This is a genomic window from Alkalihalobacillus phoenicis, assembly GCF_047302405.1.
Lineage (GTDB): Bacteria > Bacillota > Bacilli > Bacillales > Bacillaceae_D > Alkalihalobacillus.
This window is the reverse complement of sequence record NZ_CP154853.1, coordinates 4,513,198-4,531,797: the sequence shown is the minus strand read 5'-3', so window position 1 is coordinate 4,531,797 and position 18,600 is coordinate 4,513,198. Positions and strand designations below refer to the sequence as shown.

At 39.2% G+C, this 18,600-nt stretch carries 10 protein-coding genes; 4 read left to right on the top strand and 6 right to left on the bottom strand.

Features of this window, described 5'->3' with window-relative positions:
- The first annotated feature begins 151 nt into the window (after nt 1–151).
- Together pdxK and rarD are read left to right on the top strand one after the other, a co-directional pair.
- The gene (pdxK, locus tag AA0017_RS21255) at nt 152–964 is read left to right on the top strand and encodes a pyridoxine/pyridoxal/pyridoxamine kinase (protein ID WP_413377768.1); all 813 of its coding nucleotides are present in this window, start codon (nt 152–154) and stop codon (nt 962–964) included.
- Nucleotides 965–1,709: 745 nt separating this feature from the next.
- The gene (gene rarD / locus AA0017_RS21250; protein WP_413377766.1) at nt 1,710–2,615 is read left to right on the top strand and encodes an EamA family transporter RarD; all 906 of its coding nucleotides are present in this window, start codon (nt 1,710–1,712) and stop codon (nt 2,613–2,615) included.
- Nucleotides 2,616–2,676: 61 nt separating this feature from the next.
- Here the strand turns inward: rarD and glnA are convergent, their stop codons facing one another.
- From glnA to AA0017_RS21230, 4 genes are all read right to left on the bottom strand, one after another.
- A complete protein-coding gene (gene glnA, locus AA0017_RS21245; protein ID WP_413377764.1) occupies nt 2,677–4,035 on the bottom strand; it encodes a type I glutamate--ammonia ligase in 1,359 nt (452 codons plus the stop codon).
- A gap of 639 nt (nt 4,036–4,674) precedes the next feature.
- Nucleotides 4,675–6,210 carry a DEAD/DEAH box helicase gene (locus AA0017_RS21240; RefSeq protein ID WP_413377762.1) on the bottom strand — a complete coding sequence of 512 codons (1,536 nt, stop codon included), beginning with the start codon at nt 6,208–6,210 and terminating at the stop codon, nt 4,675–4,677.
- Between the two features lie 501 nt (nt 6,211–6,711).
- A complete protein-coding gene (locus AA0017_RS21235) occupies nt 6,712–8,373 on the bottom strand; it encodes a glycoside hydrolase family 13 protein (protein WP_413377760.1) in 1,662 nt (553 codons plus the stop codon).
- 1,372 nt (nt 8,374–9,745) lie between these two features.
- The gene (locus AA0017_RS21230) at nt 9,746–10,570 is read right to left on the bottom strand and encodes a DNA adenine methylase (protein ID WP_413382756.1); all 825 of its coding nucleotides are present in this window, start codon (nt 10,568–10,570) and stop codon (nt 9,746–9,748) included.
- Between the two features lie 194 nt (nt 10,571–10,764).
- Between AA0017_RS21230 and AA0017_RS21225 the strand changes: the two genes are divergently transcribed.
- Both AA0017_RS21225 and AA0017_RS21220 read left to right on the top strand, forming a co-directional pair.
- On the top strand, nt 10,765–12,000 hold the full coding sequence (locus tag AA0017_RS21225; protein WP_413377758.1) for an MFS transporter: 1,236 nt from the start codon (nt 10,765–10,767) through the stop codon (nt 11,998–12,000).
- Nucleotides 12,001–12,083: 83 nt separating this feature from the next.
- Complete coding sequence (locus AA0017_RS21220) at nt 12,084–13,616, top strand: FAD-dependent oxidoreductase (RefSeq protein WP_413377756.1); 1,533 nt, start codon at nt 12,084–12,086, stop codon at nt 13,614–13,616.
- Nucleotides 13,617–14,903: 1,287 nt separating this feature from the next.
- Here AA0017_RS21220 and AA0017_RS21215 read toward each other — a convergent pair.
- Entirely contained in the window at nt 14,904–16,121 is a 1,218-nt protein-coding gene (locus AA0017_RS21215) for an IS110 family transposase (protein ID WP_413376770.1), read from the bottom strand.
- A gap of 263 nt (nt 16,122–16,384) precedes the next feature.
- Entirely contained in the window at nt 16,385–18,559 is a 2,175-nt protein-coding gene (locus AA0017_RS21210; protein ID WP_413377754.1) for a DNA topoisomerase III, read from the bottom strand.
- Nucleotides 18,560–18,600: the final 41 nt, after the last annotated feature.

The following is an 18,600-nucleotide window of genomic DNA, read 5'->3' as shown; positions in this document are numbered from 1 at the left end:
CATTTTTCTTTTTAAACCATTTTCCTTACTCATCCGATATTATGGTTCCTTTTTGTATAAACTAATCGTTGTTGTAAGATTTATTTATTGTCTCTACGGTTCATTTTAGTATAATAGATTAAAGCAAGCTTGATAAGGAGTGAAAATCAACATGACAATGTCAAAAGCATTAACTATTGCTGGTTCAGATACGAGCGGTGGAGCAGGATTACAAGCCGATATCAAAACATTTCAGGAACTTGGCGTATACGGCATGAACGCCCTTACCGTTATCGTCGCTCAAGACCCAGCCCGTAATTGGTTTCACGAGGTGATTCCACAATCAGTTGAAACATTAGAAAAACAAATTGAAACAGTTTTAGCCGGAATCGGTGTCAACGCTGTTAAAACAGGAATGCTTGGCTCAATCGATATTATAAATCTCGTCGCCAAAAAAGTGGATGAATATAAAATTAATCAACTTGTTGTTGACCCTGTCATGGTTTGTAAAGGAGCCGACGAAGCATTAAACCCGGAAACAGATGCATGTTTACGTGATGTATTAATTCCAAGAGCATTTGTTGTCACACCCAATCTATTCGAAGCTTCTCAATTAAGCGGTGTTGGCCCAGTCGACTCTGTTGAAAAAATGAAAGAAGCCGCTGAAAAAATACATCAACTTGGAGCGAAACACGTTATCGTTAAAGGCGGAAGTAAATTAGGTCTTAACGAAGCTGTCGATATTTGGTATGATGGTTCAACATTCCACGAATTAAAATCTGAATTAATTGAAACGACCTTTACACACGGTGCCGGTTGCACATACTCTGCTGCGATTGCTGCTGAATTAGCAAAAGGCCGTAGCGTTGAAGAGGCCATATACACAGCAAAAGACTTTATTACAGCCGCGATTCGTCACTCTTTCCGACTAAATGAATATGTCGGCCCGACAAATCACGCTGCTTATAAACACACACTTGTTTAACCAGATTTCAGAACACGTATGACCGAATCATGCGTGTTTTGTCTTTTTTTTATATTAATCCAGCTACGCCTGTTAGAAGCTCGAGAAAAATCGCCCATCTGAATGAAGACAAAAAGCGTCTTCATCAGCTGTTCTTGCCCACAGGATGTGGGTACAAGGCGTTGCGGCAGGATGGCGCGAACTTAGCGTTGTTCCTTAATAATCTCGCTTCTGACCAAACAGACTTCGCTTTTTTTTATTAATCCAGCTACGCCTGTTAGAAGCTCGAGAAAAATCGCCCATCTGAATGAAGACAAAAAGCGTCTTCATCAGCTGTTCTTATTTTTTCTCGCTTCTGACCAAACAGGCTTCGCTTTTTATTTAATCTAGCTGCGTCCGTTAGAAGCTCGAGAAAAATCGGTCGTCTTTATGAAGACAAAGAGCGCCTTCAAAAGCCGCCCTGTATTTTTTCTCGCTTCTGGGCAAACGGACTTCGCTTTTTATTTAATCTAGCTGCGTCCGTTAGAAGCTCGAGAAAAATCGGTCGTCTTTATGAAGACAAAGAGCGCCTTCAAAAGCCGCCCTGTATTTTTTCTCGCTTCTGGGCAAACGGACTTCGCTTTTTATTTAATCTAGCTGCGTCCGTTAGAAGCTCGAGAAAAATCGGTCGTCTTTATGAAGACAAAGAGCGCCTTCAAAAGCCGCCCTGTATTTTTTCTCGCTTCTGGGCAAACGGACTTCGCTTTTTAAGGGGGATTGTTGTCCAATGACTGAAGAACAAAATCAACACCGATTAGGCGTCATGGCTGGTTTAGGGGCCTATTTATTATGGGGGATATTCCCTATTTATTGGAAATTCATTGACCATATCGATCCGTTGGTCGTTTTAGCCCATCGAGTCGTCTGGTCCCTCATTTTTGTTTTACTCATTATCATCGTCAGTAATCAATTTAAACGTACAAATAAAGAGATAAAAGCCGTATTTACCGACTGGAGATCCGGGCTCGGTATTACATTAGCCTCCTTATTAATCTCTATAAATTGGTATGTTTTTATTTGGGCTGTCGCCAATGAATATGTGCTTCAAGCAAGCTTAGGTTATTACATAAACCCTTTGCTTAATGTTTTACTTGCCTTTTTATTTTTAAAAGAACGATTTAACCGTAAACAAATTACCGCTTTTTTGTTAGCTTTTATTGGAGTGCTTTGTATGACGTTCGATTACGGTTCTTTCCCATGGGTATCACTCATTTTGGCCACTTCATTCGGTCTTTACGGATTAATAAAAAAGCTCGTAAAAGTCTCTTCTTTAGTTGGATTATTTATTGAGACATTAATTGTCAGTCCTATCGCGATTATCTTTTTAGTCCAAACACCGATTGGTCCAGCCTTACAACTAACCGACAGTACAACATGGTTATTAATTGGTGGTGGAGTCGCAACGGCGATCCCATTATTGCTTTTTGCAACAGGAGCTAAACGGATTAGTTTATCTTTAATCGGTTTCTTACAGTATATCGCTCCAACCATTATGTTTATTTTAGGTGTGTTTGTTTATAAAGAGCCTTTTAACTTGGTACAGCTACTAGCTTTTGGTTTTATTTGGTCTGGTTTGATCGTTTTTACAAGTGCAAGCCGAAAACGAGAAATCGCTCACAAAGTTGCTTCATGATAGGAAAAAGAGCCCTGTACGAAGGTATTCCTTCACACGGGGCTCTAGCTTTATAAAAAGATTAGAATTTTGATTGGTAGGCGTCAACTTCCCAGCCTGTTACAGCGATACGGAAGTCATCCCACTCACTACGTTTTAGGGCTACATACTCAGAGAATGCATGCTCACCAAAAGTTTTTAAACCAATTTCACCTGTTTCAAAACGATCAATTGCACTTTCAAGGCTTGTAGGTAAATTTTCAATACCACGAGCTTTGATTTCATCTAATGACATGTTGAAAATATCTGCGTCAACAGAAGGTGGTGCTGTTAATTCACGCTCTACCCCATCAAGGCCAGCAGCAGCTACAACTGCAAATGCTAAGTACGGATTTGCCGCTGGATCTGGACAACGAATTTCAACACGAGTCCCCGCCCCACGAGTAGCCGGAATACGGATTAATGCTGAACGGTTTGAAGCTGACCAAGCAATGTAACAAGGAGCTTCATAACCAGGCACTAAACGCTTGTATGAGTTTACAAGTGGGTTTGTTACCGCTACAAAATCTTTAACATTGTCAATGAGACCAGCGATAAATTGGTAAGCTGTCTCAGATAAACCTAATTGATTTGTTTCATCATAGAAGGCATTTTCTTGTTTCTCTTCATCAAATAATGAGATGTTTGTATGCATTCCACTTCCATTTGCACCAGCAAGTGGTTTTGGCATAAATGTCGCATGTAAACCAAATTGTTTGGCTACTGTTTTTACAACCCATTTATATGTTGTCGCTGCATCAGCGGAAGCTAACGCATCTGCGTATTTAAAGTTAATTTCGTGCTGCCCAACCGCCACTTCATGGTGAGAAGCTTCGATGGTAAAGCCCATCATTTTCAATGCTTTATAGATTGCAAGACGAACTTTTTCCCCTTCATCTTTTGGAGAGGGTTCAAAATACCCACCAACATCTTGTGTACGTATTGTTGGTTGACCATACTCGTCTGTTTCAAATAAGAAAAATTCCAACTCAGGACCAACACTAATGGAATAACCTTTATCTTTAGCTCGTTTTACTGTCTTCTTTAAAACGTTACGAGGGTCCCCTTCAAAGTCATCCCCTGCTGGCGTTGTTACACTACATAGGAAACGAGCTTCTGAATAACCGTCCTCTTCCGTCCAAGGTAACACAGCAAAAGTCGATAAATCCGGATTTAAATATAAATCAGATTGGTTAATTGGTGTAAAACCAGTAATAGAAGAACCATCAAACATCACTTTTCCATCAACAGCTTGCTCTAATTGTTCTGCTGTGATTGTCACATGCTTAAGCGTTCCCTCAATATCAACAAACTGCATATGAAGTAATTCTACACTTTTCTTTTCGATCGTTTCTTTAATTTCTTGAATTAAACTCTCTCTCGCTGGCGTATTTACCGTCATCCCCACACACTTCCTTTTCATGTAAACTTTTATTACATCCTTTTATTAATTACTACTTTATGACGTTTAAGTCCATTCCGCAATTGATATGTGAGATAATCTAACATACAAATATTTAGATAATTTTTGATATTTAGCTTATTTAATATACCAGTAAAGTACACTCAACCGAACGCAGAACTGAGCTAAGCGTGATCGATCTTTATCTTTATTTATCTAGGTTTTTTTGACCAATCTTGTTCTTGTCTTCTCTAACGATTAAAGGATAGATTGGGGCCTTTTATATGTATACGCTTCCGTTTATACTCATTAACTCTTGTAAATCGCGTCAGAAAACTTTACCAGAATGATAATATTTTTTAGCAAAAAAGAAGGTCATTTTTCGTGATTTCAGTTTTTTTTAAAATTTTGACCGAGGGATGGTGGAGTTACTCTCCCTTTTTCTCACATCTTCCACGGCCATAGTACTTTCGACGGCATTGCTCAGCTCTTTTCTCACATCGTCGCCAGCCAAATGAAAAATCCCCTCAAAACACGGCACCATACACAAAAAAGCCCGATGAGAGGCGTTCACTTCTCATCGAGCTTTATCTCGAAGGTTTCCACTAGTTAGCATAAACCTTCTCTAATATATTAAATTTACGCTTGCTTAGAACGACGTTGCTGTGAACTCGCACTTCTTTGTCCACCACTTGCACTGCGTTGGCCACCGCCACTGCGGCTACCACTTCTACGGTTACGATCACGATCACCGTCTTTACGGTTATAACTGCGACGGTTATCACTACGGCCACCGCCACCACCACCGCTACGGCGGTAAGGTCTACCTCCACCGTCAGAACGGCGTTTTTTCGAGCGTAATGGTGCCTCACCTGTTAATTTTACATCTGTTGTATCTGGTTCTTTTGTCAATAATTTCAATGCAGCCGCTAAAGCTGTTGTTGCATCTGTTTCTTGTAATAAGTCTTTTGCAATGGCACGATAAAAGTTCGTGTCTTCTTGATCTAATTTTTCACGAAGTTGTGCTAACACAAGCTTTTGTTGACCTTCCATTGCTTCTTCAAACGTCGGCATTGGTTGTTTCGTCATTTTTTTCTTAGAGGTTTTCTCAATCGCAATCACATGCTCTTTCTCAGATGGCGTTGCAAATGTAATAGCCATACCCGATTTCCCAGCACGACCAGTACGTCCAATACGGTGAACATAGCTTTCAGGGTCTTGTGGTAAATCAAAGTTATAAACATGTGTCACACCACTAATGTCTAATCCACGAGCAGCGACATCCGTTGCGACTAAAATTTCAATTAAACCATTTTTGAACTTACGTAACACGCTGTCACGCTTCGCTTGGTTTAAGTCACCGTGAATTCCTTCTGCACGATAGCCACGTTTAATTAAAGCTTCAGATAACTCATCTACACGACGTTTTGTACGTCCGAACACAATAGCAAGCTCAGGCGTATGAATATCCACTAGACGGCAAAGAGCATCGAATTTTTGTTTTTCATGCAATTCAATATAGAATTGTTCGATATTCTCCATTGTTACTTCTTTTGCTTTAACAGCAATCGTTTGTGGCTCTGTCATAAATTGCTGAGCGAGCTTTTCGATACGTTTTGGCATTGTCGCTGAGAATAATAATGTTTGACGTTCGTTAGGAATTTCTTTTAGAATCGTTTCGATATCTTCAATGAAACCCATGTTTAACATTTCATCTGCTTCATCCAAAATAACCGTTTCTACTTGGTTTAATCTAATCGTTTTGCGATTCATATGATCCATTAAACGACCTGGAGTAGCTACAACGACGTGTGGTTTCCGTTTTAAATCACGGATCTGTTTTCTCATATCTTGACCGCCATATACAACAACCGTACGGACACCTTTGTATTTCCCGAATTTCACTAATGATTCCGATACTTGGTTCGCTAACTCACGAGTTGGTGCCAAAATAAGCCCTTGAACGTGATCGTTTTCCACATTGATCTTTTCAATTAACGGCACTCCAAAAGCACCTGTTTTCCCCGTACCTGTTTGTGCTTGACCAATAACATCTTTACCTGCTAATGTCGTTGGAATGGTTGCGTTTTGAATAGGTGTTGCTTCTGCAAACCCCATCTCCTCTAACGCTCTTACTACTTGATGATTCAAATTAAATTCATGAAATGTTGGCAAATTAAATATCTCCTTTTATTTCTTATATTTTTACGCCTTTATGTTTTTGCGACACATAAAGTTAGGAGCGTTCTTTAGCCATGATTGTTCGTACAATCTTAAAGCTCTTCATCTATATAGGGCAGTATTTAAGTTACTGGCCTTATCCCAAAGGGTTTTTAGCTACTTTATCTTTTTGTTAAGAATACTCCACATTTAAAGGTTTTCCCTATAAGTTAGAATGACTTTACGTAGCCCCACTTAAGACCATTTTTTGTCTAAGCGAGCACTTATATTCTCTTTCTTTCCTAGCTAATTCCGTTAACCGTTGGAAATATTGCTATAAAAGCAAAGAAAAACCACATCCCACAACGATCTGGAACATGGTCGTCATCCTGATACCAATGTGTCACCCAATCAAAAGGGTGCGCAAATTTATTACCGTCATTCATCTTACCATGCCCATCTAAAAAATGCAATGAACCCTTTCATCTTTTTGCTACATTATTCCAACCAAAAACTTTAGGATAATCTATAAAGACGAGCCTCATAAGGTTTTAATACATGGACATTTTTTGAATCGCTATAATTTGCCAAAAGCAATTCATTTTGATCCGCTTTTAATAGTTCCGTTTCAAATGGAGCTTCCTTCTCAAATAAATTTACTAAAATAAGAAATGTTTCCCCTTCCCATGTTCTTGTATAAGCATAAATTTGCTCATGCGTAGGGAGCACTAACTCGTATTCCCCATAAACAAGTCCGAGGTGCCTTTTACGAAGTTCGATCATTTTTTTATAATAGTTGAGAACCGAATTGTCCTCTTTTTCTTGAGCTTTCACATTAATTTTTTTGTGATTTGGATTCACACCGAACCATGATGACTCTGAAATGGTAAACCCAGCTTGATGCCCATCAGACCATTGCATCGGGGTTCTTGAGTTATCGCGACCTTGTTCCCAAATAACTTTCATAATCTCTTCATGTGCAGTCCCTTTTTCTCGTTCAATGCGATACAAGTTTAACATCCCAACATCATTGTAATCTTCAATATGAGGGAACTGTACATTTGTCATCCCAATTTCTTGACCTTGATAAATAAAAGGGGTTCCTTGCATAAAGAAAAATAAAGTTCCTAACGCTTTGGCACTTTCTAACCAGTACTCATCGTCATTCCCCCACGTTGAAACACTGCGTGGTTGGTCATGGTTTTCTAAAAATAATGCATTCCAGCCGTGACCGTTCAATCCATTTTGCCATTTCGTTAATGTTTTCTTTAATGAAAGGATATCTATTGTATCGTCTCCCGTTTCCTTGCGCCACAACCCTAAATGTTCAAATTGAAAAATCATATCGAAGGCACCTTTTTCCTCACCAACCCACATATCGGATTGGTCTACGGATACACCATTCGCTTCTCCAACAGTCATTATGTCATACTTATCAAAGGTTTCTTTTTTTAATTCTTGTAAAAACTCATGAATTCCTTCACGGTTCATATGACCTTCATAGGAAGGCACATAATCAAGCTTTTTAGGGTTTGGCAAATCAGGGAATCCCTTGATTTTTTTTATATGTGATATGGCGTCTACTCTAAAACCATCAATCCCCTTATCCATCCACCAATTCATCATCTTATAAAGAGCCGCTCTGATATCGGCATTCTCCCAATTTAAATCCGGTTGTTTACGGGAAAAAATATGCATATAATACTGTTCGGTCTTTTTATCATATTCCCATGCAGACCCATTAAAAATCGATTCCCAGTTGTTTGGCTCAGAACCATTCTTAGCTGGATCCGCCCAAATATACCAATCCCTTTTTTCATTAACTTTAGAAGACTTTGATTCAATAAACCAAGGATGTTCGTCAGATGTATGATTAATGACGAGATCAATAATTAATTTCATTCCTCGATTATGCACTTCTTTTAAAAGAGCATCAAAATCAGCCATTTCTCCAAATTCATCCATAATATCTTGATAATCACTTATATCATATCCATTATCATCATTTGGTGATTTGTACATAGGACAAATCCAAATGACGTCAATCCCTAAATCCTTTATATAATCCAGCTTTTCAATAATCCCTTGTAAATCACCTATTCCATCACCATTCGAATCATTGAAACTTCGCGGGTAAATTTGATAAGCAACGGCTTCTTTCCACCATTTTTTCATCATATTAAACACTCCTAAATTAGACTTATACATCGAACTATTTTATTAAATAAAACCGTTTACATTTCCATCGGACAGAAAAGACAAACGTTTGCACTTTGAGACTAATTTTATTATAAAAGAAGTTTTATAAAGTTACAAGACCATCCCCTTAAATATTAATTGGTTTTTACCTGACCGGATACTTATCCTTACTTAAAATTGTTCCCAGCTTTTATTCATTATATAATGAACTTTTTACATCCATATAACTTTCTCATTTATTTTCCTGCAAACGTTTGTCCAAAAAGCCCCAAGTTCCCCTCTATTCCTCATAACCTCTGTTCACATCTTAATTCTGAATTCTAGAGTATTAATTACTTATCCCCACTATCCACATCCTTACTCACCCCCAATCTCACTTAGTGAGACGTCATGAGTCATTTTTGTTTATAACTCAACTTTCGCAGCGTATGATTGACCCTTAATCGTTGATAGGGATTGACTTTAGGGCGATACAATACTCAAATTGACTTTACATGAACGGTTCAATCGTTGACAGTCTGAACACATCTCTTAATAGGCTGTTGAAGGAATCTGTTCACTAAAATTAAGCGCTTCGGCTGTCGCTACCAAAACCATACTCCGCGTCCTGCGGGAACCTGGCGAGCCTCCTCGGCAAGCCTTGCGGGGTCTCGCTCCACGGTTTATTCCCGCGGGAGTCTCCGTATGGTTTTGTCCACTAAGTGTAGGGGAGTGCTTGATGATAGGGCCATTCTCAATCAGCTATTTTTAACGCAGAAGGACCTTCTTCTTCACTTTGTTGGTTATGGAACTAAATAGGTAGTTTCCACCTATTTTTTCCTAAGTCTGTAGTCATCAAAAGACAGGATAAACAAGCTCGATCATCTAGCTAATGTACAGAGCATCAACACAGATATGTTTACAACTGTAACGGAATGAGTCATGGAAGGAGAAAAAATCATTCTCAAGCTCATGTACGTTGAAGTCATGACTGTTTTTTTATTCAATGAGAAAACCCAACCTAGATTCGATTCCATGATCTAGCGGACAAACAGACACGGAGACTCCCGCAGGAATAAACCGTCCAATGAGACCCCGCAAGCGTGCTGAGGAGGCTCATGAGGTTCCTGCAGGACGCGGAGTGTCTGTTTGGGAGCGACCGCCGAAGAAGAGCATTGTCTATTTTTTCTTAATGCACAGTTTATCCGTTTTGTGTGATAGTGCGTTCTCGCTTTTCAAACGTGTCAAGGGCATTTGTTTAAGAGCTTCCCTTTCGCTCTGCCAACTAGTTGAACGGATTTTCTCGATGCGAAAGTTGCGTTTATAAAAAAAGACTTCTTAAAAGGCTAAGTAACCTTTTAAGATAGTCCTGTTAATAATTCATAATCAACACTTCTTGAATTTTCCCCCGTTTTGAACCGACTGAATTGATATTCCTTGTCGCTCCAACAATTTCTGTCCGGTAGCCTGAATAGATGTCTTTAATAAAGTCAGTAGCTGAGTTACTTAATAACACATAACAGCCTCGATTGTCTAATTCAATATAAAGGTCCCTTAAGCGTAATTGTTCTTCTTTTCCAAAGCCTTGTAGTGCATAATTCGTAAAAGATGATGTGGTACTAACAGGATCATACGGAGGATCAAAATAAACAAAGTCACCTTGTTTGGCTTGATTGACCACTTCTTGAAAATCCTGATTAAAAATTCCAACATCCGCTTGGTTCAAAAAGTGATGAACCGAACGAATAACATCTTCATTGATGAAATTAGGATTTTTGTACTTTCCATACGGAACATTAAATTGCCCTTTTTGATTCACACGATACAATCCATTAAAACAAGTTTTATTTAAATAAATTAACCTAGAAGCCTTCTGGATAGCTGATAATTGTTGATAGTTATCGGCGTCACGATCAAGATTTCTTAGTTCATAAAAATAGTCAGAGGAATTATTATGCTTTCTTAAGTCTATTAACAACTCTTCTACATGATCACGAATCACCTTATATGTATTCACTAATTCCTTATTAACATCATTAATAATGGCTTTTTCTGGCTGTAAATGAAAAAGCACCGCTCCCGCCCCAATGAACGGTTCAAAATAGGTATGATAAGAACTTGGAATATACTTGGAAATTTCAGGTATCAACTGCCTTTTCCCACCAGCCCATTTTAAAAAAGGTTGTGCCTGTACCATTGACTTACCCAACTTTCTTTCTCTTAATTCGAACATCTCTTATGCTAACTTGAAACAACGACAAAGGCAATGATTGTAAAGGAATAATAAACTTTCGTAATATAAAAGGAATCTTCAGTGGCTAATCCGAATTTATAGTAAGGAAGAGAGCCATTTATTATCATTTTTATATAAAAACAATAAGGGGGAGTAACATGTCCGATTCATTTCGTTATAGAAAAATATTTGTTATTGGTAGTGGATTTTTTGCGTTAACGCTCGTTTGGACTTTCTACAATGCTTTTATGCCGATTATTTTAGCTGAGCACATTGAAAAACAAAGTATCATTGGATTTATTATGGGGTTAGATAATTTATTAGCAATTCTACTGATCCCACTAATTGGCTCTTGGTCCGACCGGGTTCAAACTCGATTCGGTAACCGCCTCCCCTTTTTAATCGTCGGGATGCCACTGGCTGCTCTCTTTTTTATTCTCTTGCCTTTTGTCGCTGATACTTTATGGATTTTAATCTCAATCGACATTTTATTTCTACTAGCCATGACGTTGTACCGGGCCCCTGTCATCTCCTTAATGCCCGATCATACTCCTCCTAAAAAGCGTTCTTTTGCGAACGGAATCATTAACTTATTAGGCGGAATTGGTGCGATTATTGCCTTATTCGGTTTGTCTCAATTATTTGATATCAATCCCATTTACCCGTTTACAATAGCTAGTATTATCCTCATGGCTTCTTTTTTCTTTTTATTTTTTGTTGTCGACCGAAAGCCTGCTTATAGTAGTAACACTTTAGATGACCAGGAAGAAACCATTGCAACTCGCTCGCTTCGTAAACGATTTATTATGCTTTTTGAAAAGAAAAACCGTTCTTCCCTTTTTATCTTACTCGCGATTTTTATTTATTTTATTGGTTATGCCTCAGTTGAAGCCTTGTTTACTTTATATGCTCGACAAACACTAGGTTTTAGTCCAGGACTTGCTGGGACAACGCTTGGGTTCTTCAGCCTGTCGTTTGTTCTTTTTGCTCTTCCAGCTGGGTGGATTGGGCAAAAGTTTGGCAAAATCAAAACGATGATGATTGGTCTTTCAATTTTACCACTTATCTTTTTAACCATTCCTTTTTATACAGAGCCACTGCCCTTACAAATAACTTTATTTGCGGCAGGTTGTGCTTGGGCACTCGTTAATGTTCAAGCTTATCCTTTAGTCGCCGATTTAGGAGGGCTAACGAGTATTGGTTTATTTACAGGTTTTTATTATTTATTTTCCATGTCGGCTAATATTATCGGCCCCTTTTTCTTAGGAAGCATGGTCGATTTGTTCGGGGGACCGACTCTCTTTTACGTCAGCTCCTTCACATTTGTTCTCGCCCTTTTTGTTTTACATTTAGGAAAAAAACAATTAGCTCTTAAAAATGAAAAAGCAGCTTAACGCGGGAAAGTATTTGGTCAAGTACATGATTTTCCTCTGATTGGACATCGTATGGGTAAACAGACAAGTAATGGAGGAAACCAATGACTCAGAATACTAATCAATTACCCGAACACCCCGAATCATATTGGCGCTCTTCAACTGAATTACCTAGTTTCCCAACACTAGAGGAGGATTTAGTTGTAGATGTGGCCATTGTAGGCGGTGGAATTACCGGGATTACGACTGCCTATCTCCTAACAGAGGCTGGATTAAAAGTAGCACTTATTGAAGCAGGAAAACTATTAAATGGGACTACAGGTCATACCACTGCTAAAATCACCTCTCAGCATGACTTAATTTATAATGAACTTTTGCATCATCTCGGTCAAGAAAAAGCCAAACAATATTATGATGTCAATGAAGAAGCCATCGCCTTTATCAAAAAAACAATTGAGGATCATTCAATCTCATGTGATTTTACAGAACAGGATGCCTACCTTTACGCAACGACCAATCGTGGAGAAGGAAACCTGGAAAAGGAGTTTGAAGCGTATCAAAAGATCGGTATCCATGGTCAATTTGTCGATAAAATCCCTTTAAATATCGAGACAAAGGCAGCCCTAAAAATTGGCAAACAAGCTCAATTTCACCCATTAGAATATGTATCACATTTTATTAAGTATGTGGCAGAGAATGGAGGGAAATTATTTGAAAATACCGTAGCTGTTGACATTGAACAGGATAGCAAAACGACTGTTATGACAAAAAACAAGCACCGAGTTTACGCTGATAAAGTTGTCGTCGCCACTCATTTTCCATTTTTTGATGGTGGGGGCTTGTATTTTTCAAAGTTGCACGCAGAACGTTCTTACGTTATTGCTGGGTTTATTGATGAAGCTTTTCCTGAAGGCATGTATTTAAGTGCCGATGAACCAAAACGGTCTTTACGATATACAAAAATGAATGATAAACAATTGATCCTTTTAGGTGGGGAAAAACATAAAGCGGGTCAAGGTATGGATACCCTTTATCACTATGAAGCTCTCCTAGACTTTGGAAAAGATATCTTCGGTGGGTTTGATACACAATTTCGCTGGTCAGCTCAAGATTTAATTACACTTGATAAACTTCCTTACATCGGACACCTTACAAAAAACAAGCCGTCTGTTTTTATTGCGACAGGATATCGAAAATGGGGAATGACAAATGGAACTGCTGCCGCCCAAATCATCGCTAAACAAATTACCGAACAATACCATCCAGCCGAATTATTGTTTACACCTTCGAGATTTATCGCGGATCCGAGCATCAAACATTTCCTCTCTGAAAACATTGATGTGGCCAAACATCTCATCCAAGGGAAAATTGAAAATGACTTTAAAAAGATCGATGAATTAGGAAAAGATGAAGGTGCCGTTGTTGAAGTAAAAGGCCAACGAACGGGAGCGTACAAGGATCATGACGGACAACTTCATTTAGTTGATACAACCTGTACCCATATGGGCTGTGAGTTGAACTGGAATCACGGGGATCGAACATGGGATTGCCCATGTCACGGCTCGAGATTTTCATATCGCGGCGATGTAATGGAAGGTCCAGCAAAACAACCTTTAAAACAAGTAGAACGTTCTTAATTAAATTAAATCGGTTAATGTGTGGGGCGTTTGCCGGTATGGGTGTCCATTAACCAAAACGGAGCCAGTGCAATACCTGGAGACTCCTGCGGGAGAAGTGAAACACGGGAGACCCCTCATTAAGCTTTGCGTGGGAGCTCCCGGTTCACCCGCGGAACGCGTAAGGTATGAGGCGGAGTATAGCTAACTAATGGAACCCTACCCTTCACTTTCGGCGGGCTTCTTCCCGTAGGAGTTTCGCCAACCAACACAAGCCAAGGAATTTAACCGACATTTTTTCAAAATAGCCAACTTACTCACAATAATGTGGATAAGCTGTGGATATCACAATAGTTACCCACAGACAAATGTGAATAAAAGAAAAAAACCTTGATAATTAATTAAATAAACCTTTTTATAAGATTTGATTTATCCACAGTTTTTCTCCATATACTTCGGATAACTGAAAGAGGCTGGGGCAAAACCACTAAAAAAAGAGTTAGATGACTAGAAATGACGGTCATCTAACTTTTTTAATGGAAATTACTTATTTTATATTACAAAAAGAATAAGAAGATTTATCCTCTATCTTAGTGGGCGAGTCATGCGGAGACTCTCTCCCGTGGGATCTAGTGGCAGATCCGAAATCCACTAGTGAAACTAGTTAGTTCGGCACCACCCCACAGGACACGGAGGCCACTGAAAAAATTTCATTCTCACCTTTAACTAGGAAGAATCTCAAACCATTAGTTGATTCATTAGATGATCCATTATGGCTTTAGCTGGTTTTTGTTTGACCAAAACGGAGCCAGCGGAATACCCGGAGACTCCTGCGGGAGAAGTGAACTACGGGAGACCCCGCAGCGACTTGTCGTGAGGAGGCTCCCGGTTCACCCGCGGAACGCGTAGGGTATTCCGCTGGCGGAGTAAACCAAATCATCCAATCCTATTCGAACTAACACGACTTTTTCAGTGGCCTCCAGGACGCGGAGCATGATTTTCGGGAACGGTGAGTAGAACGCTTTTCAGATCAGAACAGAGTTTTGTCCCAGCCTCTTTCCTACGTTTAGTCAAGGGGTTTCTGATCCATGTAGGTTAAGGTAATTAATTTCTGCAGGGCCCGGAGGGCCCTGCAGAAATTAAAAAGCACTTGCTGATCAACTGAATAAAATTAGACTTTTTGTTGGGTAATCTAACGTAGGAGGATACTACTTATTTTATTTTCTAGTACGACTACGTATGATTAGGCATAAGAAATAAACCTCAAGTCTAGTTCATTTAAAATGAGGTTCATGTGATATAATACTTTTATTGGTCCGTTGAGACCGCGTGCGAGTAATCGTACTTTGTATCATTTCTAACCATGGAATGAATACACTTTATAAGCTTGTTCATACAAGCGACAATGGCAACCTTGTCCTTCTTGGGGGTAGGTTGCTTTTTTAATTTGTAATAGTAATCGACAATGTGATTGGGAGCTGCCTTTTGTTGGCGAATCATGTTTCGGATAATTATATATAAAATCTTTCTCCCTTTGGGATTTCCGCGTTTATTGATATGGTCCTGTCCATGATATTTACCTGATTGATATCTTCGAATATCAATTCCAACAAAGGCATTCACTTGTTTATGGGTGGAGAAGCGGGATACATCACCTAGTTCCCCCATGAGCAGGGCAGCACTTATCTCACCGATACCAGGAAAGCTGATGAGCCGTTCGAATTCAGGAAGGGTTTTAGCTTCTGCAATCATCGCTCGGGACGCGTGTTCTTTTTCTTCTAATAGGTGAAGTAGCTGACGTGCATAGTACTGTACTTTTTGAGTTTGAACACTGTTGGACGGCACAGCTGGATACGATGATTGTGCGTACTCCATAATGGTTATGGCTTTTTGTTTCGCTCGTTCCTGTGATATTTTTTTCTTCGTGTGATTCACTAAAAGATCCTTAATCTTTGTAATACTGGAACCTAAAACAAGATCAGGGTGAGGGAACAGTTCAATCAGTGTTAACGCGTATGGGGTGAGTCTATTTGAGAAGAACTGTTCAAGCTCTGGAAAACTCATATGCAGGGCATTGTGTAAGTACATACGCATACGTTTAATTTGTTCCTCTATTTCTTGATAAAAGCGAGAGAAATCACGCAGATTTTGATAGACATCCGATGGATGGATCTTTTCTTCTCTTCTGTGATGGGTGTGAGATTGAGCTAACATATGTGCATCGTGCTTGTCCGTCTTCCAACTTCTGAGTGTATTTTGTTCGAGTTGCTTTTTAGCTGCCAAGGGGTTTAAGAGACAATAAGGCAGTGCATTCTTTTGGCAAAATGTTTCAACCGGCTTTGAGTAAATACCTGTGGATTCGAAAACCACTGTCACCTTCCCAGGGAGGCTTTGAATTTGATGGAGCAGCTGTTGAAACCCTTTAAGATTATGGGCAATCTCTTGTTCATAAATGCATGTTTGATTTTGATAGATGACGACATAACTTCTCCCCATTGAAACATCTAAAGCAGTTACAAATTCCATGTTTTCTCCTCTTTTCATACGAAAGTTGAAAGTTCTTCACTTATTCATTCCGATTCCCATTTCCTATACACGAGCTCAATGGCCCCAACATACTTAAAACTGATTCAGTAATGAAAGTGAAGAAGCTCGGTTTGATTTCCGGATTCTGAATCCCTGAGGCTTTGGTCGAGCTTTCTTTCACCTCTCACTATACTCCTAAAAGAAAAATAGTGGGTAAAATCATCCGTCGATGATCTTACCCACTAATCTTAGTATGTTTCTTTTTAATCTTTATCTAATTTTAACTTGGCAAGGGCATCAGCTAGTGCCGAATTGGAAAAGTCGTCCTCTTTATTTTGTGTTTTCATGTATTGAGAGACTTCTTTTTTCGAAACCTTTTGATGTTGTGTCGCCTTTTTACGTTTCTCAAACGCCGATTTTTTCTCACGATGACCACAAACACATGCAAATACTTGTCCTTCCCCTTCTCCACGTAGTTCAAGTTTCTTTTTACATTTTGGACAACGGGCATTGGTCACCATAGCCAGTCGTTTTTTATATCCACATTCACGATCTTGGCAAACGCGCATTTTACCTTTTTTACCGTTCACCTCAAGCAATAACTTTCCACATTCTGGACATTTACTACCCGTCAGATTATCATGTTTGAATTTTTGTTCACTGTTTTTAATTTCTTTGACAATGCTTGAAGCATATTCCTTCATTTCGGTAATAAACGTTCTTTGATCAAGTTCCCCTTTTGTAATCGCATCTAGTTTTTTCTCCCATTCAGCTGTTAATGCAGGCGATTTTAGTCCTGAAGGAACAAGGTCTAAGAGCTGTTTCCCTTTTGAGGTTAATGATAGATCTTGGCCTCTTTTTTCCATTAAAAATGTCTGAAAAAGCTTTTCGATAATGTCCGCTCTTGTGGCAACCGTTCCTATCCCACCAGCTTTTCCTAATGTTTCGACTAAATCTGGATCTTTATTTTCAAGAAAAGATGCCGGTTTTTCCATAGCCGATAAGAGCGTTGCCTCCGTAAATCTTGCGGGAGGTTTTGTTAGCTCTTGCTTTTTGTCGAACTTCGCTACCGTTAATAAATCACCTGTTTGAATCGAAGGAATAGTCGTTTCGTTCTTGGTTGAAGAATCGGCATAAATCGTCTTCCACCCTAACTCAAGTTCCTTTTGCCCACTCGCTTTAAAGCTTTGGTTATTCGCCTTTGCGATAATCGTCGTTTGCTCAAATTCATAGACCGGAAATAACACGGCTAAAAATCTCCGTACGATTAAATCATAAATTTTTCTTTCCTTATCTGAAAGCGAGGCTGGTGCGACTTGTTCAGTTGGAATAATCGCATGGTGATCTGTCACGAGCTTATCATTTACGGTATGAGGCTGGATTATTAAATTCCCGCGGCGGATTTGGGCAACATGCTTACGATAAGGCTGGACATCAACGGCTTTAACTCGTTCAGACAACGTATCAACTAAATCACTTGAAAGCACATTGGAATCTGTCCGCGGATAAGTGACCGCTTTATGCTGTTCGTACAGGCGTTGCAATGTACTTAACGTCTCTTTTGGAGAGTAGCCAAAACGTTTATTTGCCTCTCTTTGTAACTCGGTTAGATCATAGAGTTTTGGCGCTGGTGTTTTTTTCTTCGTTTTTTTGACATCGCTCACTTGTAGCTTTTGACGATCAATTGATTTTATAATTTCTTTTGCCTGCTCGTCTGAAAAAATTCGTTGCTCTCCTGATCGTTCATCATACCAATGCAACTTCAATTGTTCCTTTGTTTCTGCTTGCAGGAGCCAATAGGGTTTTGGTTTAAACTGACGAATATCCTCTTCTCTTTTAGCAATCATCGCCAGTGTCGGAGTCTGCACTCTGCCACAAGAAAGCTGGGCATTAAATTTTGTCGTTAATGCACGTGTTCCGTTCATCCCTACATACCAATCAGCTTCAGCCCGGGCAACTGCCGAGGCATATAATCCTTCATAATTTTTTCCGCTCTTTAACTTGTTAAAGCCATCTTTAATCGCTTTATCTGTAACCGATGAAATCCATAAACGTTTGATTGGTTTTTGTACAGCCGCTTTTTCTAAAATCCAACGAGCAACAAGCTCTCCTTCACGGCCAGCATCTGTCGCGATAATAACCTCATCAACGTCGTTTCTTCTTAATTGTGTTTTAACGATTTGATATTGTTTTTGAGTTTGTTTGATCACAATTAAATTAAGCTTCTTCGGCAACAAAGGAAGGTCTTCTAACTTCCACGTTTGATAGGATTCCCCATAACTTTCTGGAGCAGCTAATGTGACTAAATGTCCTAAAGCCCAGGTCACTATATAATTTTTCCCTTCAAAAAAACCATTTCTCTTTTCTGTACATTGTAAAACTCTCGCTAAATCACGACCAACAGATGGCTTTTCCGCCAATACGACTTTTTTTCCCATAGATTTATTAAAATCTCCTTTATATGAGCGCTGCTTTTTTA